The organism is Lacrimispora struthionigena, assembly GCF_048627165.1.
In the GTDB taxonomy this organism is placed as follows: Bacteria; Bacillota; Clostridia; order Lachnospirales; family Lachnospiraceae; genus Lacrimispora.
In genome coordinates, this window is record NZ_JBMBWP010000001.1 from 1860986 (window position 1) to 1886866 (window position 25881).

At 42.0% G+C, this 25881-nt stretch carries 21 protein-coding genes and 2 tRNA genes; 11 read left to right on the plus strand and 12 right to left on the minus strand.

Features of this window, described 5'->3' with window-relative positions:
* Window positions 1-565: 565 nt before the first annotated feature.
* On the plus strand, window positions 566-964 hold the full coding sequence (locus tag ACOAOT_RS08335) for a tyrosine-type recombinase/integrase (RefSeq protein WP_420216670.1): 399 nt from the start codon (window positions 566-568) through the stop codon (window positions 962-964).
* 99 nt (window positions 965-1063) lie between these two features.
* Here the strand turns inward: ACOAOT_RS08335 and ACOAOT_RS08340 are convergent.
* Window positions 1064-1134, minus strand: a tRNA-Gly gene (locus ACOAOT_RS08340).
* A gap of 156 nt (window positions 1135-1290) precedes the next feature.
* On the opposite strand from ACOAOT_RS08340, the gene ACOAOT_RS08345 reads away from it, so the two are divergent.
* The 5 genes from ACOAOT_RS08345 (at window position 1291) to ACOAOT_RS08365 (ending at window position 8794) form a co-directional block, all read left to right on the plus strand.
* On the plus strand, window positions 1291-3210 hold the full coding sequence (locus tag ACOAOT_RS08345) for a DNA gyrase/topoisomerase IV subunit B (protein WP_420216552.1): 1920 nt from the start codon (window positions 1291-1293) through the stop codon (window positions 3208-3210).
* 11 nt (window positions 3211-3221) lie between these two features.
* Complete coding sequence (locus tag ACOAOT_RS08350) at window positions 3222-5456, plus strand: DNA gyrase/topoisomerase IV subunit A (protein ID WP_420216553.1); 2235 nt, start codon at window positions 3222-3224, stop codon at window positions 5454-5456.
* A 160-nt stretch (window positions 5457-5616) separates the two neighbouring features.
* On the plus strand, window positions 5617-6705 hold the full coding sequence (gene asd / locus ACOAOT_RS08355) for an aspartate-semialdehyde dehydrogenase (RefSeq protein WP_420216554.1): 1089 nt from the start codon (window positions 5617-5619) through the stop codon (window positions 6703-6705).
* 66 nt (window positions 6706-6771) lie between these two features.
* Complete coding sequence (locus tag ACOAOT_RS08360; protein WP_420216555.1) at window positions 6772-7830, plus strand: aldose epimerase family protein; 1059 nt, start codon at window positions 6772-6774, stop codon at window positions 7828-7830.
* A gap of 76 nt (window positions 7831-7906) precedes the next feature.
* Window positions 7907-8794, plus strand: coding sequence for a DMT family transporter (locus tag ACOAOT_RS08365; protein WP_420216556.1), 888 nt, complete (start codon window positions 7907-7909; stop codon window positions 8792-8794).
* Window positions 8795-8813: 19 nt separating this feature from the next.
* Here ACOAOT_RS08365 and ACOAOT_RS08370 read toward each other — a convergent pair whose 3' ends face one another.
* Together ACOAOT_RS08370 and ACOAOT_RS08375 are read right to left on the minus strand one after the other, a co-directional pair.
* A complete protein-coding gene (locus tag ACOAOT_RS08370) occupies window positions 8814-9491 on the minus strand; it encodes a CPBP family glutamic-type intramembrane protease (protein WP_420216557.1) in 678 nt (225 codons plus the stop codon).
* A 29-nt stretch (window positions 9492-9520) separates the two neighbouring features.
* Window positions 9521-10006, minus strand: coding sequence for a YbaK/EbsC family protein (locus tag ACOAOT_RS08375; protein ID WP_420216558.1), 486 nt, complete (start codon window positions 10004-10006; stop codon window positions 9521-9523).
* A gap of 196 nt (window positions 10007-10202) precedes the next feature.
* Here ACOAOT_RS08375 and ACOAOT_RS08380 point away from each other — a divergent pair, with 196 nt between their 5' ends.
* The 3 genes from ACOAOT_RS08380 to ACOAOT_RS08390 are packed head-to-tail and all read left to right on the plus strand — an operon-like array spanning window position 10203 to window position 14292.
* Entirely contained in the window at window positions 10203-12257 is a 2055-nt protein-coding gene (locus ACOAOT_RS08380; RefSeq protein ID WP_420216559.1) for a DNA topoisomerase, read from the plus strand.
* A 12-nt stretch (window positions 12258-12269) separates the two neighbouring features.
* The gene (locus ACOAOT_RS08385) at window positions 12270-12953 is read left to right on the plus strand and encodes an LbetaH domain-containing protein (RefSeq protein WP_277407485.1); all 684 of its coding nucleotides are present in this window, start codon (window positions 12270-12272) and stop codon (window positions 12951-12953) included.
* Between the two features lie 7 nt (window positions 12954-12960).
* Window positions 12961-14292 carry a sodium-dependent transporter gene (locus tag ACOAOT_RS08390; RefSeq protein ID WP_420216560.1) on the plus strand — a complete coding sequence of 444 codons (1332 nt, stop codon included), beginning with the start codon at window positions 12961-12963 and terminating at the stop codon, window positions 14290-14292.
* A gap of 72 nt (window positions 14293-14364) precedes the next feature.
* On the opposite strand, the gene upp is transcribed toward ACOAOT_RS08390, so the two are convergent.
* From upp to ACOAOT_RS08435, 9 genes are all read right to left on the minus strand, one after another.
* The gene (gene upp, locus ACOAOT_RS08395; RefSeq protein WP_097006321.1) at window positions 14365-14994 is read right to left on the minus strand and encodes a uracil phosphoribosyltransferase; all 630 of its coding nucleotides are present in this window, start codon (window positions 14992-14994) and stop codon (window positions 14365-14367) included.
* A 29-nt stretch (window positions 14995-15023) separates the two neighbouring features.
* The gene (locus ACOAOT_RS08400; protein ID WP_420216561.1) at window positions 15024-16349 is read right to left on the minus strand and encodes a uracil-xanthine permease family protein; all 1326 of its coding nucleotides are present in this window, start codon (window positions 16347-16349) and stop codon (window positions 15024-15026) included.
* A gap of 72 nt (window positions 16350-16421) precedes the next feature.
* Window positions 16422-17156: a DUF4163 domain-containing protein gene (locus ACOAOT_RS08405; protein ID WP_420216562.1), complete on the minus strand. Its 735-nt coding sequence runs from the start codon at window positions 17154-17156 to the stop codon at window positions 16422-16424.
* Between the two features lie 266 nt (window positions 17157-17422).
* Window positions 17423-17505: transfer RNA gene (locus tag ACOAOT_RS08410), tRNA-Leu, on the minus strand.
* Window positions 17506-17678: 173 nt separating this feature from the next.
* Window positions 17679-18671: a CgeB family protein gene (locus tag ACOAOT_RS08415; protein ID WP_420216563.1), complete on the minus strand. Its 993-nt coding sequence runs from the start codon at window positions 18669-18671 to the stop codon at window positions 17679-17681.
* The gene (locus ACOAOT_RS08420; RefSeq protein ID WP_420216564.1) at window positions 18672-19508 is read right to left on the minus strand and encodes a glycosyltransferase family protein; all 837 of its coding nucleotides are present in this window, start codon (window positions 19506-19508) and stop codon (window positions 18672-18674) included.
* A gap of 10 nt (window positions 19509-19518) precedes the next feature.
* Window positions 19519-20649, minus strand: a complete 1131-nt coding sequence (wecB, locus tag ACOAOT_RS08425) for a non-hydrolyzing UDP-N-acetylglucosamine 2-epimerase (protein ID WP_420216565.1) — start codon at window positions 20647-20649, stop codon at window positions 19519-19521.
* A gap of 3 nt (window positions 20650-20652) precedes the next feature.
* Entirely contained in the window at window positions 20653-21783 is a 1131-nt protein-coding gene (locus ACOAOT_RS08430) for a polysaccharide biosynthesis C-terminal domain-containing protein (RefSeq protein ID WP_420216566.1), read from the minus strand.
* Window positions 21780-22796, minus strand: a complete 1017-nt coding sequence (locus ACOAOT_RS08435; protein ID WP_420216567.1) for a polysaccharide biosynthesis protein — start codon at window positions 22794-22796, stop codon at window positions 21780-21782. Before ACOAOT_RS08435 ends, ACOAOT_RS08430 begins: the two co-directional genes overlap by 4 nt.
* Window positions 22797-22977: 181 nt before the next feature.
* Here ACOAOT_RS08435 and ACOAOT_RS08440 point away from each other — a divergent pair, with 181 nt between their 5' ends.
* Window positions 22978-23328: an anti-sigma factor family protein gene (locus ACOAOT_RS08440; protein WP_170823560.1), complete on the plus strand. Its 351-nt coding sequence runs from the start codon at window positions 22978-22980 to the stop codon at window positions 23326-23328.
* A gap of 8 nt (window positions 23329-23336) precedes the next feature.
* A complete protein-coding gene (gene polA / locus ACOAOT_RS08445) occupies window positions 23337-25868 on the plus strand; it encodes a DNA polymerase I (protein ID WP_420216568.1) in 2532 nt (843 codons plus the stop codon).
* Window positions 25869-25881: the final 13 nt, after the last annotated feature.

Consider the following 25881-nt stretch of genomic DNA (forward strand, 5'->3'; position numbering starts at 1 on the left):
CACAATTTTGACATATAGAAAGATTTATATTGTTTTCCATTAACTTGAAAAACTCATAAAATAGAAAATCGTGTGCACAATTACATTCAGTTCCAAGCACCATTCTGCCTCCGCCACGTTCCTTTACAAAGGCAACCTTTACAAAGGCAACTAACTTCTCTGGGGACCTTAATCATATTTGTAGTCTTGTAAGAAAACAAGAGAAGTTTTTAAAGGGACATGCAAGGGAGTGTTGTTCAAAATCTCATAGCAATAAAATTTATCTAACGGTGATAATCCCAGCATCTTTGTAGCATTATCGGTTAAACATATCTCAGTAGCTTGCCTGAATTTATTTTGTAGCTCAAAATAATTAGTGTAATTTGTAAAGAACTCCCTTACATTATTGTTTTTTAAGCAATAATCTAAAAACATATTATCGTAAGACAAATATGGGTGATTATATATTTCAAAATCTGTGTCTAAGTTGTTTGAATAAAATAATAGTATAGCCCCTCTGGTCTATCTTCGTGACGGATCAGGCCGGTATAAGGATAGCCCAAAGACTGAGAGCAGTCGGAGGGATATACCAATGCTTAATAATATAGAAGAACTTCTGAAAAAACTCAGGCATAGGCAGCTTGAAAATCGGTTGAAATTGGGCGATAAATGGAAAGAAGAAGATAACCTGAAAAACATGATCTTAACTTACGAAGACGGTGGAGCCTTTTGGGATACTGGAATCCGGGTGGATATGAAGAAGATAGTCAATGCAATAAGGAAAGAAGGGACAGAGTTTGACCCGGTGACACCTCATACCTTACGTCACACATTTGCGACAAGGGGATTAGAGCAAGGAATCCCGTTAAAGGTTATGCAGGTAATATTAGGGCATAGCAGTCTGGCTATGACTGCAGATTTGTACTCACATGTACTGCCAGATATAAAGGCGGAGGAGATGAAAAAAATAGAAAATATACTGTAAAAAAATCAAAGTGGTGTCAAAGTGGTGTCAAACAGAAAAAAAGAGGGCAATCCAGATCATTCCAGAAGTCCTCTTTTTCCTTGTAAATAAAAGGTTTTAAGCAGATAACGGGAATCGGACCCGCCTCCTCAGCTTGGGAAGCTGATGTTCTACCAATGAACTATATCTGCATGCTGTTGTTTGACACATTCCGTATTATACCACAATAGACTTTATTATTACAATAGGTTTTTCTGAAAATTGGTAAAAAATCCCCCATAAACTTGCCAAAAATGGAAAAACCATTGTATAATGGGATTTGATAATACAAGATGTGGAGGAGTAACATGGCGAAAACGCAGTATAACGCGGACAGTATTACCGTGCTGGAAGGCCTTGAGGCGGTACGGAAACGTCCGGGAATGTATATAGGAAGTGTTGGGACAAAGGGACTGAATCATCTGATTTATGAAATTGTTGATAACGCAGTGGACGAGCACCTGGCAGGTTTCTGTAATCAGATCTGGGTGACACTGGAGGCCGATGGGTCCTGTACAGTCAAAGACTCTGGACGTGGTATTCCGGTTGAGATGCACAAAAAAGGTGTTTCAGCGGAACGAGTGGTTTTATCTACCCTTCATGCAGGCGGTAAGTTTGACAACGATGCATACAAAACCAGTGGAGGACTTCATGGTGTAGGTTCTTCCGTGGTAAATGCCTTGTCTGATTACATGAGTGTCAAAGTATATAAAGATGGTCAGATTCATTATGACAAATACGAGCGGGGCATACCAACGGTGGAGCTGGTGGATGGCCTGCTTCCTACGTTGGGAAAAACCAGAGAGACTGGAACGGAAATCAATTTCCTTCCTGATGAGACTATATTTGAAAAGATACGTTTCAAAGCGGAATGGCTGAAAAGCCGTCTTCACGAAACGGCATACTTAAATCCCAATCTTCATATCTCTTATACTAACAAAAGAGCAGGAGAACAGGAAAAGGTGGAATTTTATGAGCCGGAAGGAATCGTTGCTTACGTAAAGGAATTAAACGCTGGAAAAGAAGCTGTCCATGACCCGATTTATTTTAAGGGTATTGTTGATAAAGTGGAAGTGGAAGCAGCCATACAGTTTGTTGATACCTTTGAAGAAAATATACTTGGTTTCTGTAACAACATATTCACCCAGGAGGGCGGAACCCATTTAGCCGGTTTTAAAACCCGTTTTACCCAGTTGATTAACAGTTATGCCAGAGAACTCGGTATATTAAAAGAAAAGGATACGAATTTTACAGGAGCTGACACGAGAAACGGTCTGACTGCAGTGATTGCAGTCAAGCATCCCGATCCCATCTTTGAGGGACAGACGAAAACAAAGCTTGCCAGCGCAGACGCCACAAAGGCAGTTTTTACTGTGGCAGGCGATGAGCTGCAGAGATATTTTGACCGGAACTTAGAAGTGCTTAAATCCGTTATCAACTGTGCGGAAAAGTCAGCTAAGATCCGCAAAGCAGAAGAAAAGGCCAAAACCAATATGCTCAGCAAGTCAAGATTTTCTTTTGACAGCAACGGTAAGCTGGCAAACTGTGAAAGCAGGGATGCTTCCAGATGTGAAATATTTATTGTCGAGGGAGATTCGGCCGGCGGCTCTGCCAAGACGGCCAGAAACCGGCAGTACCAGGCCATATTGCCCATTCGGGGTAAAATTTTAAATGTGGAAAAGGCTTCCATCGATAAGGTATTGGCCAACGCTGAAATTAAAACAATGATTAACACCTTCGGGTGTGGCTTTTCTGAAGGTTACGGCAATGATTTTGATATTACAAAGCTTCGTTATGATAAAATTATTCTTATGACCGATGCCGATGTAGATGGCAGTCACATTGATACGCTGCTGTTAACATTTTTATACCGGTTTATGCCTGAATTAATTTACGATGGTCATGTTTATATCGCTATGCCGCCACTGTTTAAAGTGATTCCAAAACGGGGAGAAGAACAGTATCTCTACGATGAAAAAGAGCTGGAACGTTACAGAAGAACACATACCGGCGAATTTACCCTTCAGCGTTATAAAGGTCTTGGAGAAATGGATGCAGAACAGCTTTGGGAAACAACCCTGGATCCGGAACGGCGTGTATTAAAGCAGGTTGAAATTGAAGATGCACGGATGGCCTCAGAAATAACGGAAATGCTTATGGGAAGCGATGTACTTCCCAGAAGACAGTTTATTTATGAGCATGCGGATGAAGCGGAGATCGATGCGTAAGGAGAAGGAATATGGCAGAAAAAATTATTAAGACAGAGTATTCCGAGGAAATGCAGAAAAGCTATATGAACTACTCCATGAGTGTCATTACAGCACGAGCTATCCCGGATGCGAGAGACGGATTAAAGCCGGTGCAGCGCCGCGTACTTTACGATATGAGCGAACTGCATTTAAATCATGATAAACCACACAGAAAATCAGCACGAATCGTGGGCGATACCATGGGTAAATATCATCCCCATGGTGACAGTTCCATCTATGATACTCTGGTTGTAATGTCCCAGGTGTTTAAAAAAGGTGTTCCCCTGGTAAACGGGCACGGTAACTTCGGTTCCATTGAGGGTGACGGGGCAGCGGCCATGCGATACACCGAAGCAAGACTGGAAAAGTTTGCCGAAGAGGTTTATTTGAAAGATCTGGATAAAACCGTAGAATTCATTCCCAACTACGATGAGACGGAAAAAGAACCGGAGGTTCTTCCGGTTCGAGTTCCCAATCTGCTGATTAATGGTGCGGAAGGAATTGCAGTCGGCATGAGTACCAGCATTCCCCCACATAATCTGGGGGAAGTGGTGGACGCGGTTCAGGCATATATAGATAATCCTGATATTTCTGTAAGGGAACTAATGGAATATCTGCCGGGTCCTGATTTTCCTACAGGTGGAATTATTGCTAACAAAAGCGATCTTCCCTCGATCTATGAAACTGGAATGGGTAAAATAAAGCTTCGGGGAAAAATCGAAGTAGAGCTTGGCAAGCGAAAGGCCGATAAGGACAAGCTGATTATTACCGAGATTCCATATACCATGGTTGGAGCCGGAATCAATAAATTCCTTATAGATATTGCTGATCTGGTAGAAAATAAAAAGCTTACAGATGTAATCGATATTTCCAATCAGTCCAACAAGGAAGGAATCCGTATCGTCTTAGAGCTTCGTAAAGATGCGGATGTGGAAAAAATCCGAAACATTCTTTATAAAAAGACAAAATTGGAAGATACCTATGGCGTCAATATGCTTGCAATAGCGGAAGGACGCCCGGAAATACTGAATTTAAAAGGTATCTTAAAAAATTATCTGGACTTCCAGTACAAAAATGCAACCAGAAAATATCAGGTTCTTCTGGATAAAGAACTGGAAAAGAAAGAAATAAAAGAAGGTCTTATAAAGGCCTGCGATATTATTGACTTAATTATAGCAGTTTTAAGAGGATCGAAGAATCTAAAGGATGCAAAAAACTGTCTGATGACAGGTGATATCTCAAATATTTCTTTCCGGGTCAAGGGCTTTGAAGAAGATGCAAAAAAACTGTGCTTTACTGAAAAGCAGGCAAGTGCGATTCTCGAGATGCGGTTATATAAGCTGATCGGACTGGAGATTCTTCAGCTGGAAAAAGAATTCAAAGAAACACTGGCAAAGATTAAAGAGTATGAGAAAATACTTTCCAGCAGAAAGAATATGGATGAGGTCATTAAAAAGGATCTGGATTATATTAAGGCAGAATACGGTACCCCGAGAAAGACTCTGATTGAAGACGGAAAGGAAGCCGTATATGATGAAGCAGCTGTTACTGTTTCAGAAGTTACCTTTGTAATGGACAGATTTGGTTATTGTAAGATACTGGATAAAAATACTTATGACAGAAATAAAGAAACCATTGAAACCGAGAATCCTTTTGTGGTAAACTGTCTGAATACGGACAAAATCTGTATTTTTACTAATACTGGAAATTTACATCAGATAAAAGTATTGGATATTCCAGGTGGAAAGCTTCGTGATAAGGGGACTCCCGTTGACAATTTAAGTAAATATGACGGGACCAAGGAAGAGATCATTTATTTATCTCATGCAGGCGGATTAAAAGGGAATAAATTTTTGTTTGCTACCAGGCAGGCTTTGATTAAGATGGTTCCAGGTGAGGAATTTGAAACCAATAACCGTACTGTGGCTGCAACCAGACTGGTGGATGATGATATGGTAATTTGTGCATTGCCATATGGGGGACAGACGGATGTAGTTCTTCAGACTTCTTCCGGGGTATTTCTGCGTTTTGCCTCTGATGAGATTCCGGAGATGAAAAAGAATGCCAGAGGAGTAAGAGGAATTAAGCTGTCGCCAGGTGAGAGTCTGGAAGCTGTCTATCTCCTTGGAGATGAACCGGTGATACAATACAAAGAAAAAGAAGTGCATTTAAACCGTTTAAAGATAGGCAAAAGAGATGGAAAAGGCAGTAAGGTTCGCCTTTAATGCTTTACTGCAACACACATTTTAAAGAAATGTCTTCGTGACACGCACAAATGTATTTTTCTGACGAATAAATATTGATTTTTTTTTCACTTTGTTATAGGATAGTTAAGAATTTAGCGTATTATAGTATTACAAAATGAAAAGAAATGAGGAGAGTGCGATGGAAAAGAAGTTGCGAGTTGGTATATTAGGAGCTACTGGTATGGTTGGTCAGAGATTTATATCTCTGCTTGAGAACCACCCATGGTATGAGGTGGTGACTGTGGCAGCCAGTCCACGTTCAGCAGGAAAATCATACGAAGAGGCAGTTGGAGACCGTTGGAAGATGTCAACTCCCATGCCGGAAGCAGTAAAACACTTAACAGTCATGAATGTAAATGAAGTTGAGGCAGTTGCAGCAGGTGTGGATTTTGTATTCAGTGCAGTGGATATGACGAAAGATGAGATTAAAGCCATAGAAGAAGCATATGCAAAAACTGAGACTCCAGTTGTTTCCAACAACAGCGCCCATAGATGGACACCGGATGTTCCTATGGTCATCCCGGAGATTAATCCAGAGCATTTTGAAATAATAAAAGATCAAAGAAAGCGCCTTGGTACAGAGCGGGGATTTATTGCCGTAAAACCCAACTGCTCCATCCAAAGCTATGCACCGGTTCTGACTGCATGGAAAGAGTTTGAACCATACGAGGTGGTAGCTACAACTTATCAGGCGATTTCAGGCGCAGGAAAGACCTTTAAAGACTGGCCTGAGATGGAAGGAAACATTATTCCTTATATCGGCGGTGAGGAAGAGAAAAGCGAGCAGGAGCCCCTTCGTTTATGGGGAACCATTGAAAATGGAGAGATTGTAAAAGCACAGGAGCCGGTGATCACCTGCCAGTGCATTCGTGTTCCCGTTCTCAATGGTCATACTGCAGCAGTTTTCGTAAAATTCCGTAAGCAGCCGGCGAAAGAAGAATTAATAGACCGTCTTGTGAACTTTAAGGGTCTTCCCCAGGAACTGGATCTTCCAAGTGCACCGAAGCAGTTTATCCAGTACTTAGAAGAAGATAACCGTCCTCAGGTTGCCCTTGATGTGGATTTTGAAAGCGGAATGGGAGTTTCTATTGGTCGTTTAAGAACAGATTCTGTGTATGATTATAAATTTATTGGTTTGTCCCACAATACCGTTCGCGGGGCAGCCGGCGGCGCAGTACTCTGTGCAGAGCTTTTGACTGCGAAAGGGTATATCAAAGCCAGAGATTAACTGGATTATGAGGCTCTCTCTGTCCAGGAGAGAGCCTTTATAAAATAGGTATATGGAGGAAGTAAGATGGCATACAAAAAAGAACTTTGGGGAAACATGCCGGATGGCAGAGAGGTGTATTTATATACACTGGTAAATGAAAACAAAGTATCTGCTTCATTTACAAATCTGGGTGCAGTTTGGGTAACCATGAATGTGCCTGATCGGAACGGAAAGGAAACGGATGTGGTATTAGGGTATGATAGTGTATCGGATTATCTGCTCAACCCGCCTCACTTTGGTGCACCCATTGGAAGAAATGCCAACCGTATTGCCGGTGCAAAGTTTATGCTGAATGGGAAAGAATATAAGCTTACAGCTAATAACAGTACCAATAACCTACACAGCGGTCTGGATCTTTACCAATCACGTCTTTGGGACAGTGAGGCAGAAGAAAATGATATGGGAACCAGTGTGAGTTTCTCCCTGTTTTCACCAGATGGAGATCAGGGATATCCCGGCAATGCCAATATTACCATAACATATACCCTCACACCAGACGATGGCTTAAAGATTGATTATCACATGATCTGTGATGAGGATACAGTGGCAAACTTTACTAACCACAGTTATTTTAATCTGGATGGACATGATGGCGGAAGTGCATTAGATCAGAAAGTATGGATTGATGCAGATACATATACCAGGGCTGATGAAATATCAATTCCTACAGGCGAATTTACTCCTGTTAAGGGAACCCCCATGGACTTCACTGTTATGAAAACCATCGGGCAGGATATCAATGAAGATTATGAAGCACTTGTTTTTGGAAGCGGCTATGACCATAACTGGGTATTAAATCATCCGTCAAAAGAACTGGCTTTATGCGCAGCTTCAGAGTCTGATAAAACAGGAATCAGAATGGAAGTGTATACCGATCTTCCAGGAATGCAGTTTTATACTGCAAACTTTTTAAATAACCAGATGCCTGGTAAGGGTGGAGCCGTTTACAGCAAACGCTGCTGTTATTGCTTTGAAACCCAGTACTACCCCAATGCGGTGAATACTCCTGAATTCCCTTCCCCGATTCTAAAAGCGGGACAGGAATATCAGACAACAACAATATATAAGTTTTCAACAATTTAGAGAAGCATTGTTATCAATTCAGGGACGCAGATTATTGCGCCCCTGTACGCTTGTGAAAGGACATAATTGTATACTTATGAATAAAGGGAATGAAAAAGGGATAAAAGCACTGTCAGTCATAGGACTGATTATCACCACTGTAATTTGGGGAAGTGCTTTTGTGGTAATGAAAAATTCGGTGGATGTCATATCACCAACCTATCTGCTGGCACTGCGGTTTACTATTGCTTTTGCAGCACTTACGGTGGTATTTTGGAAACGATTGAAGAGGGTTGGAAAGACAGATATTATCTGCGGTCTGGTTTTGGGATTTTTTCTGTTTATCAGTTATTTTTTTCAAACCTATGGACTAAAGTATACCACTGCCAGTAAAAATGCTTTTATTACTACATTATACGTCATTCTTGTTCCTTTCCTGCACTGGTTTTTTAATAGAAAAAAACCTTCAAAGAACAATGTTGGAGCGGCAGTTATCGCAGTCATTGGTCTGGGATTTATTTCTCTGGAGGGTGATTTAAGAGTGAATATTGGTGATTTTATGACTCTTATCTGTGGTATATTTTTTGCTTTTCATATTGTATTTGTTGACCGGTATACTGAAACCCATGATCCTATTATACTAACGGTGATGCAGATGGCAGTTGCAGCCGGGTTAAGCTGGTTGGTTGCTCCGTTTTTAGAGGGAGGACTGGATCTGTCTGTAATTGATCACTCTATGACGGTCAGCCTTCTTTACCTTGGCATTTTCAGCACAATGATCTGTTTTCTGCTTCAGAATATGGGACAGAAGCATTTAAGTCCCAACACTTCTTCCATTATTCTGTCTTTTGAATCAGTATTTGGTCTGCTGTTCTCCGTTTTTTTGCTGGGAGAGCCGGTAACTTTAAAATTACTGACAGGCTGTGCTTTGTTGTTTCTGTCGGTTATCTTGTCGGAATTCAAAAAACAAACTCCCGCTGCTTAAATCCAGCGGGAGTTATGTTTTAGAAGAAGCTGAAGATCGCCTCCCATATGATATATCCGTATCCTGCTCTCAGTATGATTAGCAGACCATCAGAAATGATCAATGGAATAATACTTTTTCTTGAAAAAGAGTATAAGTAATAGCAATACAGAACTGTTGTAATAAATGCTCCATACATATTTACTCCATTAAACCTTAAAGTCTTAGACTGATTAATAACATAAATAAGTAAGAAGCTGATAAGAATAACAGACCATTTAGATGAAAGAAGCTGATTCAATTTTGTGAAGATGTATCCTCTGAATATGAATTCATCTGTAATTTTATTAATAAATGAAATGAGGAGAAGGGTGTATAAATAAGGCATTTCACTAAATGGAAGAGGGCGATCAGCAGTTGCGGACACATCTGTAAATAACTCCACCGGAACGGTGTAAAGAAGGTAAAGAATAACCCCCAGCACTACACCATGTACAATATCCATAATAGAAATGCTTCGCAAACCAATACTGCTAAGCGGCTCTCCATCCACTTTTCCTGTTATGTAGCATATCAATGCAATTTCAAAAATACTGATAAAGATTAAAACCCATTGATAATGTATATTTGTTTCATAATTCCTCAATAAAAATCCCGTCAGTAATACAAAAATATAAATCAATACAATCTGTAAAGTTACTTTGTTGTTTGCTGTCATAAAGCCCCCCGGTTTTATTTTCTTTTATATTAATTGGAAACTTCAATTCCTTTACATACATCAACCCATTCTTTCGCCTGGGCAAATGAAAACAGTTCTTCGTTGGTCAGTTCTATGGCTGAATTAGAACTGCCGGCTGCCGGAAAAACAGAAGAGAATCTTTGAAGAGACACATCTAAGTAAGTGGTTGCACAATCAGGATTGGCAAAGGGACATACTCCTCCGATTTCATGACCAGTGAAGGCAGATACTTCGTCGGCGGACAGCATTTTTGATTTAATTCCAAATGTTTTTTTAAACTTTGCATTGTCAATTTTCATGTCGCCGGCTGTAACCACCAGGATACAGCTGTTTTCTTCAGAAGCGTGAAACGACATGGTTTTTGCAATCCTTGCCGGAATCACATCAAGGGCTTTTGCTGCTAATTCTACGGTTGCACTGGAAACAGGAAACTCCATAACCTGGCAGTCCCGGCCAGATTCTTTGAAGTATTCTTTTACTTTTTGTACAGACATAAGAAAAACACTCCTTTTTTTTCGTGTAATGGAATTTTAAGTAAATTGTTAATTATTGTACCATTGATATTAAAATTTATCAATGTTATAATAAAATTTGATGTGCCTTTTGGTGAGAGTTGTCAGAAATATTTGCTATTCATGAAGTTTAATGGTATAATAGAACGGTTACTATCACAAAGCAGTAGGGAGTTATATGTCTAAATCGTTATACATTGCAGAAAAACCAAGTGTGGCTCAGGAGTTCGCAAATGCGCTTAAAATCAACGCAAAACGCAGCAACGGATACATAGAAGCAGATCAGGTGATTATTACCTGGTGCGTGGGACATCTGGTCACGATGAGCTATCCGGAAATCTATGATCCCAGATATAAGCGATGGAGCTTAGCCACCCTGCCGTTTCTTCCAAAAGAATTTAAATATGAAGTAATTCCAAGTGCAGCCAGACAGTTTGAAGTTGTAAGCAGTCTGCTAAACCGACCTGACGTGGATACAATCTATGTTTGTACTGACTCCGGAAGAGAAGGAGAATACATATACAGACTGGTTGCCCAGATGGCGGGGGTGAAGGATAAGAAGCAGAAGAGAGTCTGGATTGATTCCCAAACAGAAGAGGAAATATTAAGAGGCATACGGGAAGCAAAAGACGAAACGGAATATGATAATCTTTCGGCTTCTGCGTATCTGCGTGCAAAAGAAGATTATCTTATGGGAATTAATTTTTCCCGTTTGCTTACACTAAGATACGGACAGAATATTTCAAATTATTTAAAGAGCGGGAAGAATACTGTTATTTCCGTTGGCCGGGTCATGACCTGTGTAATGGGAATGGTGGTGCGGAGAGAGCGGGAAGTCAGGGACTTTGTAAAGACACCGTTTTACCGCGTTATCGGTACGTTTACCAGAGAAGATCTTGATTTTGACGGTGAATGGAAAAGCGCTCCGGGGTCTAAGTTTTATGAGTCGCCATACCTCTATAAAGAGAATGGATTTAAAGAAAGAAAGCATGCCGAGGAGCTGATAGGGATACTTTCTGCATCAGATCCCATGGAAGCAGTTGTTGCATCAATTGAAAAAAAGAAGGAAACAAAGAATCCGCCGTTGCTTTACAATCTGGCTGAACTTCAAAATGACTGTTCTAAGATGTTTAAGATTAGTCCTGATGAGACTCTTAAGGTAGTTCAGGAGCTTTATGAGAAGAAGATGGTCACTTACCCCAGAACAGATGCCAGAGTTCTTTCCACCGCAGTAGCAAAGGAAATCTATAAGAACATCAGTGGTCTGAAAGGTTTTGAGCCTTTAAAGGACGCGGCAGAGGAAGTATTAAACAGAGGATCCTACAAATCAATTGATAAAACAAGATATGTCAATGATAAGCAGATTACGGACCATTATGCCATCGTACCCACTGGTCAGGGTCTTTCCTCCTTAAGAGGCTTAACACCCCTTGCGGCTAAGGTTTATGAAGTGGTTGCAAGAAGGTTTTTAAGTATTTTCTATCCGCCGGCCATTTATCAAAAGTATGCGCTTGAGCTGGTTGAAGAAAAAGAGCACTTTTATTCCAACTTCCGGGTAATGCTGGAAGAGGGGTACTTAAAAGTGGCAGATGGTTCCGGCAGCAAGAAAAAAGCAGAGGAAAAGACGGAAGAACCTCTCCCTGACAGTGAAAATCAGGATGAGAATAATTCTGAAACATCACAAAAGCAAATGGACAATCCAGCTTTTATTGCCATGCTTGGTTCATTGAAGAAGGGAATGCAGCTGCCTGTTAAAAAGCTGATTATCAAAGAAGGTGAGACTTCTCCGCCAAAGCGTTATACATCAGGATCCATGATTCTTGCTATGGAGAATGCGGGTCAGTTAATTGAAGATGAAGAACTCCGTGCCCAGATTAAGGGTAGTGGTATTGGAACCAGTGCCACAAGAGCAGAGATATTAAAAAAGCTTTTTAATATAGAATATCTCTCTTTAAATACGAAGACCCAGGTGATTGTGCCTACGCTGTTAGGAGAGATGATCTATGATGTAGTGAATGCCTCCATAAAACAGCTGCTTAATCCAGAACTGACAGCCAGCTGGGAAAAGGGATTAACTTATGTCTCAGAGGGAAGCATAACCTCAGAAGAATATATGCAGAAACTGGAGAATTTTGTTGCCGGACGTACCGCTTGGGTACTGAAGCTCAATAATCATTATGATTTGCGTAATGTATTTGATGCTGCGGCAGCTAATTATAAAAAACAAAAATAGGAGATTATTAACATGAAAAAAGAAGATATGACAAACCAGGACTTATTTGATACCAATCATACAGTGGCCAAATTATTATTTGAACAGACCACCTATCCGTGGGAAATTCTTCCTAAGATCAGCGAGTTTATCGTTTCTCTTGGAGAGCGTCTTCCAAAAGATGAATATGTTCATGTAGGAAAAGCAGTATGGATTCATAAGTCTGTAAATCTTCCGCCAACAGCATGTATGGGCGAGCATGTAATTATCTGCAAGAACGCACAGATCCGTCATTGCGCATTTATCAGAGGCAACGCAATTATTGGCGAAGGCGCAGTAGTTGGAAACTCCTCAGAAGTAAAGAATTCTATTCTTTTTGATGGCGTACAGGTTCCTCACTTCAACTATGTTGGAGATTCCATTTTAGGATATAAGTCCCATATGGGTGCATCCTCCATCGCTTCCAATGTAAAAACAGATAAATCTCTTGTTACCGTACATGCAGAAGATGGAGATATTGAAACAGGACTTAAGAAGTTTGGTGCCATCCTTGGAGATTACGCAGAAATCGGCTGTGGTGCTATTTTAAATCCTGGTACAGTGATCGGACCAAAAGCAGATATTTATCCGCTTTCCTGCGTCAGAGGCTGTGTAGAGGGTAATTCCATCTACAAAAAGCAGGGAGAAATCGTAGAAAAGAAAATTACTGAGGAATAAATAAAACATGAGCGAAAGTAAACATGCCCAGGCAGGAAATGGAAAATTCGGTTCAAGAATTGGATTCATTCTGGCTTCTGTTGGTTCCGCAGTTGGTATGGGAAACATCTGGATGTTTCCCTATCGGCTGGGACAATATGGAGGAGCTGCTTTTTTACTGGTGTATTTTGGTTTTGTATTTTTATTTGGTCTCGTTGGCTTATCCGGAGAGTTTGCTTTTGGCAGGCTCACCGGCACAGGTCCCATTGGCTCCTATGATTATGCTCTTAAGACGAGAGGAAAAAAAGGCGGTTCCTTTCTGGGTGCCATCCCTTTGATTGGTTCCTTTGGTATAGCCATTGGTTATGCCATAATCGTGGGCTGGGTGTTAAGGTATTTATGGGGATCCTTGTCCGGTGTTATGATGAAGGGGGAAGCTTCAGAATATTTCTCCCAGGCAACTGGACATTTTGGCAGCGTTCCGTGGCATCTGCTTGTAGTTATCATGACGGTAGCTATATTAGCAGGCGGTGTATTAAAAGGCATTGAAAAAGTAAATGCAATCATGATGCCTGCTTTTTTTATTCTGTTTTTACTGATTGCGATCCGGGTGTTTTTCCTTCCCGGGGCTTTTGAAGGATATAAATATCTGCTGGTACCAAGGTGGGAACTTTTGCTAAAACCGGAAACGTGGGTTATGGCTATGGGACAGGCTTTCTTTTCCCTATCCATTACAGGCTCAGGAATGGTTATTTACGGAAGCTATCTGGATAAGAAAGAGGATATACCCAAAGCGGCAGTTACCACTGCTTTGCTGGATACCGTTGCTGCTCTTTTAGCCGGTTTTGCTATAATTCCTGCTGTATTTGCATTTCAGATGGATCCGGCCAGCGGACCTCCTCTGATGTTCATAACCTTACCTAAAGTGTTTGAACAGATTCCAGCGGGCAGAGTTATTGCAATATTGTTTTTCCTTTCCGTATTATTTGCGGGAGTGACCTCTCTGGTTAATATGTTTGAAGTCTGCTCAGAAGCGATTCAGACACATCTGCATTTCCCCAGAAAAGCAGCAGTTGCATTTGTTGGCGCAGTTGTTTTTATTATAGGCCTTTTCATTGAATACGAGCCATATATGGGTGCCTGGATGGATTATATTACGATCTATGTGGTTCCATTTGGCGCAGTGCTATGTGCCGTGATAATCTACTGGGTACTTAAAGATGAGAAGATCATGGAAGAGTTAAATAAAGGACGAAATAAACCACTAGGTAATTATTTTGTTTTTACTGCAAAATACATTTATGTCTCACTTGCACTACTTGTATTCATATTAAGTATTGTATACAAAGGGATCGGTTGATCCTGTATTACATAAAAACCTGTATTTTCATGCCTTGTTTTCAGGCGTAAAATACAGGTTTTTTTATATTTACTATTTTGTACCGAATATACGGTCGCCAGCGTCGCCAAGACCTGGGCAGATATATGCATTCTCATTTAACTGACGATCTAAATGACCTACATAGATCTGGATATCCGGATGTGCTTCATGAAGTCTTTTTAAACCTTCTGGAGCAGCAATGATGGCCATGAACTTAATGTGCTTTCCGCCGTACTGCTTAATAAAATCAACGGCTGCAGTAGCAGAACCGCCGGTAGCAAGCATGGGGTCGGTAACAACAATGGTTCTCTGCTCAATCGGGCTTGGAAGCTTGCAGTAATATTCATGGGGCTCATGAGTTTTTTCATCCCGATATAAACCGATATGTCCTACCTTGGCAGACGGTACAAGAGCAAGGATTCCGTTCACCATACCAAGACCTGCTCTGAGGATCGGAACAACTGCCATTTTTTTACCGGCAATCATGGGAGTCATACAGGTCTCAATTGGGGTTTCAACCTCCACATCCTGTAAGGGAAGATCCCTTAATGCTTCAAATCCCATCAGCATGGCAATTTCTTCTATAAGCGCACGGAATTCATTGGTTCCAGTTCTCTTGTCTCGTAAGATTGAAATTTTGTGCTGAATCAGCGGGTGGGTAAAAACAGTTACATTGTCCATTAATAAATCCATAATAGTATAATCCTTTCTTAATCTCTTGCTGTATCAGGGGTTTCAGGCAGTATCAGGTTCATAAAGACACCTATGATAACAGCGATGAAAAGACCTGAAATGTTTAATGTTACAGAACCGACATGTACGTTAAGCCCTCCAAGCTGGGCAAGTCCAAGTCCGAATACCAGGATCAGACCAACGATAGTTAAGTTTCTGCTGTGTGTGAAATCCAGGTTAGACTCTGCCAGAGAGCGTATACCTACAGCGGCAATCATACCAAACAGCATGATCTCCACACCACCTTTTACAGGACCCGGAATAGTCTGAAGAATTGCACCGACTTTTCCAAAAAGACCCAGAATGATTGCAAAAACAGCTGTCACACGAAGAAGCTTGGGGTTATAGTTTTTAGTCGTTGCCAGAACACCTGTATTCTCTGAATAAGTAGTGTTGGCAGGTCCGCCAAGCAATCCTGCAAGCAGAGTGGCAATTCCATCGCCCATTAAAGTGCGGTGAAGTCCCGGATCCTTAAGAAAATCTTTTCCTACAACGGTTCCGTTTGTGGTGATGTCACCAATGTGCTCCATGAAAGTAACGCAGGCAATGGGTGCGATGGAAAGAATAGCACCTAAGCTGAACTTTGGAACAGACATAAAGGTTACGCCGTTGAGATCCTTTGTTACAAACGGGATATTAATCCATGATGCAGCTGAAATGGCTGAGTAATCCATATGGAAGATTCCAAATGCCCCTAACACAATGCAAAGGATATAACCAGCTGCGATTCCGATCAGGATGGGTACCAGCTTGAAAAATCCATGGGCAAAAATGGAACAGAGAATAACAACGAATAATGTGAATATCGCTATTCCCAGGTTCAGCGCGATAGCAGGTGTTACACCGTCAGCCAGACTTAAATTACCGGTTGCATCACTGATTGCCGTGCCAGCCAGGTTAATTCCAATGACTACAATTACAGGACCGGTCACAACGGGAGGGAAAATCTTTTTGATCTTCTCAGCGCCGATGATGAATGCAATAAATGCGAAGATTAAATACACCAGACCGGCAAAAATAATTCCACCCTGTACTAAAGGTACGTTCTCAGGGATCACGGTTCCTTCCGGTCGGATAATTGCGGTAACCGCGGCCAGAAAAGCAAAGGATGAACCGAGAAACACAGGAACCTTAAATTTAGTACAGCAGTGGAATATTAAGGTGCCAACGCCTGCAGAGAATAATGCCAGCGATGGATTGAGACCTGTCAGTAAGGGTACCAGCACAGTTGCGCCGAACATGGCGAAAAGATGCTGAATGCTGAGCAGATAGTCTCGGGTTGTCAGTTTTGCGTTGTTACTCATGAGAATACCCCGTTTCTTTTTATTTTTCCGTCCTATTTTATCAGAGAAAGGGATAAATGGCAACTCTTTTTGTTATTTTGTCTCAGGAGTATATTCAATTAACGCAAAATCCCCCAAAGCATAAGCGACGGGTATGGAGACAATAATGCCCCCCTGATCCTCATAACTAAAGGATTCCGGAAACTCTGTGGCTCCTTTTTCCAGCTGTTCTGATGAAAAATCTGCATTTTGAAAAATGTCGGTATATGTCTGTTCATCCATATCAGTCCGCGCACTCATCAAAGCTTCCTTAAGCTCGGGAGAGGTGTTGTAAAACTTACACTGATCAGACAACACATACTGAGCCAGCAGTTTTGGATCGACGTAGTCCGTCAGCCTGATGTTCTTCCCGGTCTTTAAGTCAATGACGCTGGTGTAATAAACATTGGTGGGATGTGCTGCCCCCTCAGCAGAAAGCATGCCTGTATAGGCAACGCTGATTCTGTTCCTGTCAGCTGAAACGATGTCAGCACTGACAGTAAGAGTGTCCTTTGATGGATCAATGGAATAAGCTTTAATAATTTCCAGTGCATTGTCTTTTAACCGATTGTTGACGGCTTCCAATTTCGATTCATCTGCTAATTCTTTTAGAACCGGATATTCAATGGTCACCTTGTCATTCTTATAAACGTAGATCGAAGTAGCTGTTTTTGATTTGGGATCTGTGCTTAAACTGCCGGAACTTTCGGATTCATTCTGTACTTCTATCACAGACGTTTGGGTGGAGGCAGTTGTTTCTTTGACACTTGTTGTCTGAATGTCTGACAAATCTGGTTTTACATAATTTCGGTGACTGCAACCATTAAGAGACAGAGACAGAAGAGCAGCCATGAAAAGAATATGACGTTTCGTAAAATCACCTCGGATCTGATTTGTTTTTTCTGAAATTAGTATATCATAATACCATCTGGTTTTCCTAGAATATTATGTAAAATTAAGGGAATTGTAGGAAAAATATGTGGACATAGAGAAAAGACTCCCCAAAGCCAGAATAAATCCGCTTTGAGAAGTCTTGCTCCCTGCCAAGGGTGTAGTGCCGGCAGTGGGACTTGAACCCACACGATGTTGCCATCAACGGATTTTGAGTCCGCCTCGTCTGCCATTCCGACATGCCGGCTTGCACTTACAACGTTCATTATTCTATCACAGGATTTTCCATTTGGCAAGTATTTAAATTGAAAATCAACAAAATATATTCCCGGCAACGGGAAAGCAGGCGGTGAAAGTATTCTCCCTGTCTGTGGAATTGGAGTAATTGAATATGAAAGTATCAGGCAGGGAGAAGAGAGGTTATAAACATTTTTTATACTGTTCAATAATATACTCGGCCCTCTGTTTGTAGGTATGGTTCTGTACGCTCAGCGCCGCATTTTTTCGTATGTTCATCCATTCCTCTTTGTTATTCTTATAGTATTCTACCTGTTCCAGAGTCTGTTCGGGTGAAGAGGACACAACCAGATCACGTCCCGGAGTAAACAGGTTTCTGATCTCAGCATTGTCGGATGACAGAACAAAACCGCCGGAACCCAGTATTTCAAAGGTACGCTTGGTTATGGTCTGCTGGTGATTTTGTGTTACAAGATTAACAAAACTGCTGTTATATGCTGCGCAGGTGCGGTCATAGGCCATACCCCCATGATAATGGATCTGAGGCGTATCCATGGCTAATATTTGTTTGATAAGGGGCAAATAGCCCGGGTCTCCGTAAAGCTGTATCTGGTATCCGTTTTCCAGAAGCGGTTTTAAGAGTATCTGCAGTGATTTATAGCGGTAGTGTTCCGGATGGAATGGGTATATCATTGCGTAAGAATTGCCGATCAGATTAATAAATTCTTCTTTTGTATTAAGGCCTTCCATTGGATGATGAACGACCGGACAGTAGGCGTAATACATCATCTCGCAGGGGAACCCCTTTTTAATAATAAACTGGCGCATTTCCGGACACATGGTAAGCACCAGATCAGGTTTTGATGCATAAATGATATCCATCTCAATACCGTCTCCTGTTTTTGAAAGGAAATAGGTACTGGATATGCCATCGGTGTCCCAGTGGATATGCTTCAGAGACTTAGGGCGGTTATTTCCCAGAAATGACATGACATCATGTTTGAGTTCCAGAGGTGCTCCCAGAGTGATAAGGAGGTCAGCGTCACAATTTGTTAAAATCTGATCCATCTGATTCACAGTGGTAGCCGTGAGGACGGAGGCTTCGCAGCCTGCCTGCTTAAATCCCCACTGCATATCGTATGAAAATAGTCTGTTTCCAAGAATGAGTACTTTCATTTATTTATTCAGTCCTTCCTGATAACGGGTTAAAAAATATTGTTTGTGCCATGGACTGCCGTGCAATTCGCTTAAAGCTTTGAGTCCCATGGTGCCGTATTGCTTTACCAGGCCGTCAAAATTGTCTGCGGATTTACCGCCTGCTGTCATCCTCTGACCGGCGATTTCGTGATATACCACGGAATTATAATTGACTTTTGGATACCAGCTCCGTTTAGTTCCATAATAGTAGTAGTAACCAAGAAGCATACTGTCATCTTCAAAGCATTGGCGTCCCTTTAAAAAAGCTGCATTATAGCCGCCTGTTTTCTTGAGTATTTCAGAAACGTGAACACATGGATTCGTAAATCCCTGAACTACGCTGTCAGTTCGCAATCCCAAAAGAAAGTCATCGTATTGTGATAACTGTTCAGGCAGAACAGCAGTTTTGTTTAAAAAGGGCATCGCCCCTTTTTTATCCACAATGCCGCAGCTGATCAGGGGTTCTTCATTATTCTCAAGATAGGTGACCAGTGGGGTCTCCCAGTTTGGAGAGAAGATCATGTCTAAATGCAGTTCGCTGATATATAGTGTATCTGGTATATTATTCCAAATGTATTCAAAACATTTCTGCCGTCCAACTGTTGTGCCTACATTTGTGCCGTCCCCAATAATGTGAAAGTCAAGTTTAAAATTTTCTTGTAAAAAATTTTTCAAATTATCATTAGTCAGGTTTCCCTGATTATAGACGACAATTGTTTTGTAGGTGCTTTTTTCCAGAGATTTTAAACAGCTGAGGGCGAATTTCATATCCTGTCCCTGTCTTAACATGAACAGCAGAGTGTGCACAAGACTCATTTTATTCACCTCATATAGTTTTTTTCCATATATTCTGATTGATAATTTTGGTGTAGCTTTCAATGATTTTGACTACTTTACAGGAAACATTGGTATCTGTATAGTCGGGAATCGGAGCAATCAATTCCTTACTGGTTCCCATAGATACAGACAACGCAAGGGCCTGTAGGATGTCTTTTTCGTTTGTTCCTCCAATAATGACAGAACCTTTGTCAAGGGCCTCGGGCCTTTCCGTGGAAGTTCGAAGAAGTACTGCAGGAAAACCGAGAATCGCGCTTTCTTCGCAAAGAGTTCCACTGTCGGACAACACACAAAAAGAGCTTTTTTGCAGCTGGCAATAATCCAGAAAGCCGAAGGGTTCCATGCATCGTACAAGCGGATCAAAGACAAAGCCGTAATCTTTAATTTTTTTCTGGCTTCTGGGATGCACCGAAAAAATCACAGGCATCCGGTAAGCCATTGCGGCCGCATTGACAGCCTGCATAAGTGGAATAAATGTGCCTTCTGCATCAACGTTTTCTTCTCGGTGAGCGGATACGACCAGATACCGGTTCTGTTCCAGCATAAGCCTGCTCAGTATGCTGCTTTGGTCGATTTTCTGCCTGCAGCTTTCAAGTACCTCGGTCATGGGAGAGCCAGTGACAAAGATATGCTCTTTTGTAATACCTTCAGACAGAAGGTATCGCCTGGCATGTTCTGTATAGGCCAGGTTTATATCAGATACGTGATCCACGATCTTGCGATTAATTTCCTCAGGCACATTTAAGTCAAAGCACCGGTTGCCCGCTTCCATGTGGAAGATGGGTATCTTAAGGCGCTTGGCGGAGATGACTGACAGTGCTGAATTGGTATCTCCCAGCACAAGCAGGGCATCGGGTTTTTCCTTTTGTAAAATCCGGTAGGATTCTGCGATAATATTGCCAATGGTATCCCCAAGAGTTTCACCAGGGCATGAAAGGCAGTAATCAGGCGGACGGATTTCAAGGTCATCGAAAAAAACGTCATTTAAGGATTTCGCCCAATTCTGCCCTGTATGAACCAGAATATGGTCAAAATACTGGTCAAAAGCTTTGATACAGGCGGACAGCCTGATGATTTCCGGTCTGGTTCCCAGTATGGTCATTAATTTCAGTTTCTTCATTGCTTACTCCTTTTTGCATGAATTATCATTAAATTCAGCAGGATATGTGTCCGGATGCTCAGGGTCGTAAAGCTGGCTGGCCCAGATCAGCAACACCAGGTCACTGCTGCCTGTATTGGTTACATCATGGATATAGCCAGGCGGAATGTCTACTACCTCCAGTTTTTCTGATGATATGGGATACTTAAGGAGATCCCCCCCGCCCAGTTTTTGAAAGCGCAGGATGCCACAACCGTTTACGGCTATGAATTTCTCTGTCTTGGTATGGTGCCAGTGACCGCCCTTTGTCATGCCTGGTCTTGTAATATTAACAGAGATCTGCCCCCCTGCTGCTGATTTAAGGCATTCAGCAAAAGCGCCCCGCTGATCCCTGTGTTCCTTAAGTGCATAGCAGAATTGGTCAACAGGCAGATAGCTTAAATAGGTGCTGTACAGTTTTCGGGTCAGTGGTTCGGCCATGTCCGCCAGCTCAAGGTTCTGCCTGCCATCCCGAAATCCCCTGATGGTACGTTCCAGTTCCCTGACCGTAGTGTGATGAACGGGTTCCACCTGACAGAACCCGTTCTGCTTTATGATATCGCCCTGCAATGCTGCTGTAAAACCTTGGAGCACATCATCAATATAGACCAGTGAAATTTTTGTATCGGGATCATCCATGCGTACGGGTAAACCACGGGCGATGTTGTGACAGAAGGTAGCCACTACACTGTTATAGTTAGGTGCGCACCATTTGCCGAAAACCCCGGGCAGGCGGAAGATATAAATATCGGCTCCTGTTTCATCCGCATATGCCTTTACCAGATCCTCTGCTTTCCGTTTGCTTAGACCATAAGGATTATCAAGCTGTGCCTGTATAGAGGATGACATGAGCACAGGTGTTTTTTTACCGCTATTTCTCAAAGCCTTTAACAGCGCACTGGTAAACTTATAGTTTTCCTCAAACTCTGAGGGATGCTCCGGTCTGTTAACGCCGGCCAGGTGAAAAACAAAATCACAGTCTGCTGCATAGCGCTCTAAAAGCTCCGGGCTGGTCTGTATGTCGTATTTAAAGAGCTGGCAGTCTCCCCCGACTTCCAGCTGGACACACAAATTTTTTCCGATAAATCCGCCTGAACCTGTAACCAGTATTTTCATAGATGGTTCCACTCCTTTAATTCATTTGCCACATAGCTGCAGCCTGACAACGTTTCTTTCAGTTCTTCCGGGGACAGCCGGTGGGTATTATTTGAGTTGTACTCCTGTATGGTTCCCATATCCCGGTTACCGTCGCTAAAATATTTTGCATAGTTTAAGTCGCTTTCATCTGCAGGGATGCAAAAATAATCTCCCATATCCATTGCTGATGCCATTTCCTCTCGGGTAAGCAGCGTTTCATGCATTTTTTCCCCCATTCTTATGCCGATGTTTTGGATTTCGTTATCGGCATGGAACAGGATCTTGAGTGCCTGAGCAAGATCACCAACGGTAGCTGCCGGTGATTTTTTCACCATCCGGTCCCCGGATTTTCCGTTTTCAAATGCGAAAAGCACCAGTTCAATGGCATCATCCAGATTCATCAGAAACCGGGTCATATCCGGATCCGTTACAGTGAGCGGCTGTCCATTTTTTATCTGCTCAATAAACAGAGGAATCACGGAACCTCGGGATGCCATGACATTGCCGTACCTGGTACCGCAGATTACTATATTTTCTGATGTTCTGGCTTTGGAGATAAAGGTTTTTTCCATCAGGGCCTTGGACATGCCCATTGCATTTATAGGGTAAACGGCTTTGTCAGTTGATAAGCAGACCACTTTTTTAACGCCTGCATCCACGGCCGCACTCAGCACATTATCTGTGCCTAAAATATTGGTCTTGACCGTTTCTAAGGGGAAGAATTCACAGCTTGGTACCTGTTTGAGGGCAGCTGCATGGAAAATATAGTCCACACCCCGCACGCAGTTTTTTACACTTGTAATATCCCTTACATCACCAATTAAAAACTTTATTTTTTTGTTATTATATTTTTTCCTCATATCATCCTGTTTTTTTTCATCTCGTGAAAATATTCTGATTTCTCCTATATCTGTATCGAGGAGCCGATTCAGCATGGCATTCCCGAAGGAACCGGTCCCTCCTGTTATGAGCAGAGTCTTGTCTTTAAACATAAGTCTCCTGGTTCTCCAATCAAAAGTTAAGTCAATTATAGTATATGTTTATTAATCTAAATTTGTTTTTTTGATCGTGTGTAATGATGGACACGTTAGAAATCATCTGGTATTTAAATTGAAAATCGGTAAAATATATTGTATGATAGTAAAAAGCTATGGTTAAGGAGGGGTCTGGACGATGACATGTAAGGAAGCAGAGCGTCTGGTCATTCCATATATAAACGATGAACTGACAGATGAGGAACTGAAAGAATTTTTGGAACATACGCAGACCTGTTTAAATTGTATGGAAGAATTGGAAATATATTTTACCATAGAAGCAGGTATCATGCAGCTGGATTCTGAAACAGGGAATTATAATATCAAGGGAGCACTGGAGGCGGCTCTGGAACAGTCCAGACAAAGACTTCAGTTCATTCAGCTGATAAAAATAGCAAGATATGCGGTATCCACCGTGTGCGTCATGGCACTTGTCATTACAGTCCTTCTTCAGTGCAGAATCTGGCTGCAGTTGGGCTTGCTTGGATAGGAGAACAGATGAACAGAAAAAAAACAGTACTGATTGACGGAACCAGCATGCTGAAAGAGGCTTATTATGCGGTTCCAGCCAATTGTGTAAAAGGAATACGCAATGTGGTGGTTCGTATTATAGAAGAAAAACAGACAGATTATATTGCAGCGGTATTTGGCGGTATGAATGAGAATGGGATAGCTGCCCGGGATCTGATGGATAATGAGACCAGATTAAAGGAAACACTGGCTTCTTTAAAAATTCCAGTTTTTGAAAAAGAGGGGGCCCGCTCTCTGGATCTTATTTGTTCTCTGGCAAAAAACTGTGTGTCGGATGAAAAAGACGTTTCCGTACTCACTGCAGATGAGAACATTTTAATGGCGGTAAGCCAGCATATCGCTGCCTGGATACCTGGTGTGGGAGAAGAAGGGACAGAGTTAATAAACTGGACAGTGGAGACAGTAAAAAAAGAGTTTGGTGTTGAACCAGAACAGTTAAAAGAGGTGTTTTCATTGGAACGAGGTGCAGGTATTGGCCGAAAAACCGCATGCCGTCTTGTTTCACAGTATGGCTCTTTGCAGGCAATCTATGGACTGAAAGAGGAACTTGAGTCTGACCAGATCCGGAAAGCATTAACGGAGTATGAACAGCGGATCGACAAAGAAGTGCAATATCTTTGTCTTAAAACAGATTATGATATTCATCTCGATGAGGTTAAAACCATTGCAGAATCAGAAATTGCAGAAATTATGGATATGGATTTTGAACCTGCAAGTTTCCCGGAAGAAGTGGAGGAGATTTCTTCTGATGGCTGGCAGGGAAAAGCGGTTACAGAACTTGCTGATGCAGAGACGGTTTTTTCAAGATGTGCTGCAGGTACGAGCCTCGGTCTGCAGGTGGCAGGAACAGATAGAAAAATCACTGCCCTGGCTTTATGTCTGTCAAAAGAGGAGAGCTGGTGTTTGATTGCCCAGGGGGATTTAACGTCAGATTACCTGAAAGAAAAGGCAGAAGAAGTCATAAGCCACGGAGCCAATGTTACCGTTCTTGATCTGAAAAGCCAGCTTCCGTTCTTGAACGTGTCTGATGAAAAAGCAGTGTTTGATGCTTCCCTGGCGGCTTATTTAATTGATCCGTTAAAAAGCTCCTATGAGTACAATGATCTGGCACAGGATTATCTCCAGTTATCCCTTTCTTCCAAAACAGAATTGTTGGGGAAACGTACGATAATCCAGGCACTTTCTGAAAATCAAACCCATGCAGTAACCTGTATGTGTTCCATGGCTTATGTTTCTTTTATGTGCGGAAGCATTTTAAAAGAAGGACTCAAAACTGCTGAGATGGATCAGTTGTTTTATGAGATTGAAATGCCTCTGGTATATAGTTTATTTACTATGGAAGAAACAGGAATCCGTGTGGAAAGGGACAGGCTGAAAGAATACGGGGACAGATTAAAGATCCGGATTAAGGAAACAGAACAGAAAATATATGAACAGACAGGTGAAACCTTTAATATTAATTCCCCCAAACAGCTGGGAGAAATCCTGTTTGAAAAGATGAAACTGCCGGGTGGCAAAAAAACAAAAACCGGTTATTCCACAGCCGCGGATGTGCTTGAAAAACTGGCTCCTGATTATCCGGTTATAGAGCAGATTCTGGATTACAGACAGCTGACAAAATTAAATTCCACCTATGCCGATGGACTGGCCGCCTATATTGGTTCCGATGAACGGATTCACGGGACCTTTAATCAGACAATTACCGCTACCGGCAGAATCAGCAGTACAGAGCCTAATTTACAGAATATCCCCATCCGTATGGAACTGGGAAGAGAGATCCGAAAAGTCTTTGTTCCGCAGGAAGGCTGTGTTTTTGTAGACGCTGATTACTCCCAGATTGAACTGAGGGTTCTGGCTCATATGTCTGGAGATGAAAGACTGATCGGTGCCTATCAGCAGGCCGAGGATATTCACGCAATCACTGCTTCAGAGGTTTTCCATGTTCCTTTGACGGAAGTAACCTCCCTGCAGCGACGCAATGCCAAGGCGGTGAATTTCGGGATCGTATATGGAATCAGTTCATTTGGTTTAAGTGAAGGCTTAAGTATTACCAGAAAAGAAGCCACCGAATATATCGATAAGTATTTTGAAACCTATCCAGGGGTAAAGCTGTTCCTGGACAAACTGGTGGCGGATGCAAAAGAAACCGGGTATGCAGTCAGCATGTTTGGAAGGTGCCGCCCCGTCCCTGAACTGAAATCATCTAATTTTATGCAGCGTTCCTTTGGAGAACGTGTAGCGATGAATTCCCCGATTCAGGGAACAGCCGCAGATATTATGAAGATTGCCATGATTCGGGTTGACCGTGCTCTTAAAAAACAGGGTCTGCAGTCAAAAATAGTTCTTCAGGTTCATGATGAACTTTTAATTGAGACCCGGCTGGAAGAACTTGATCAGGTAAAAAAACTGTTGGTGGAAGAGATGAAGAGTGCTGCCAGCCTTGCTGTACCGCTGGAAGTTGATGCCAATGTTGGAGAATCCTGGTTCGATGCCAAATAATAGGATGGTGAAA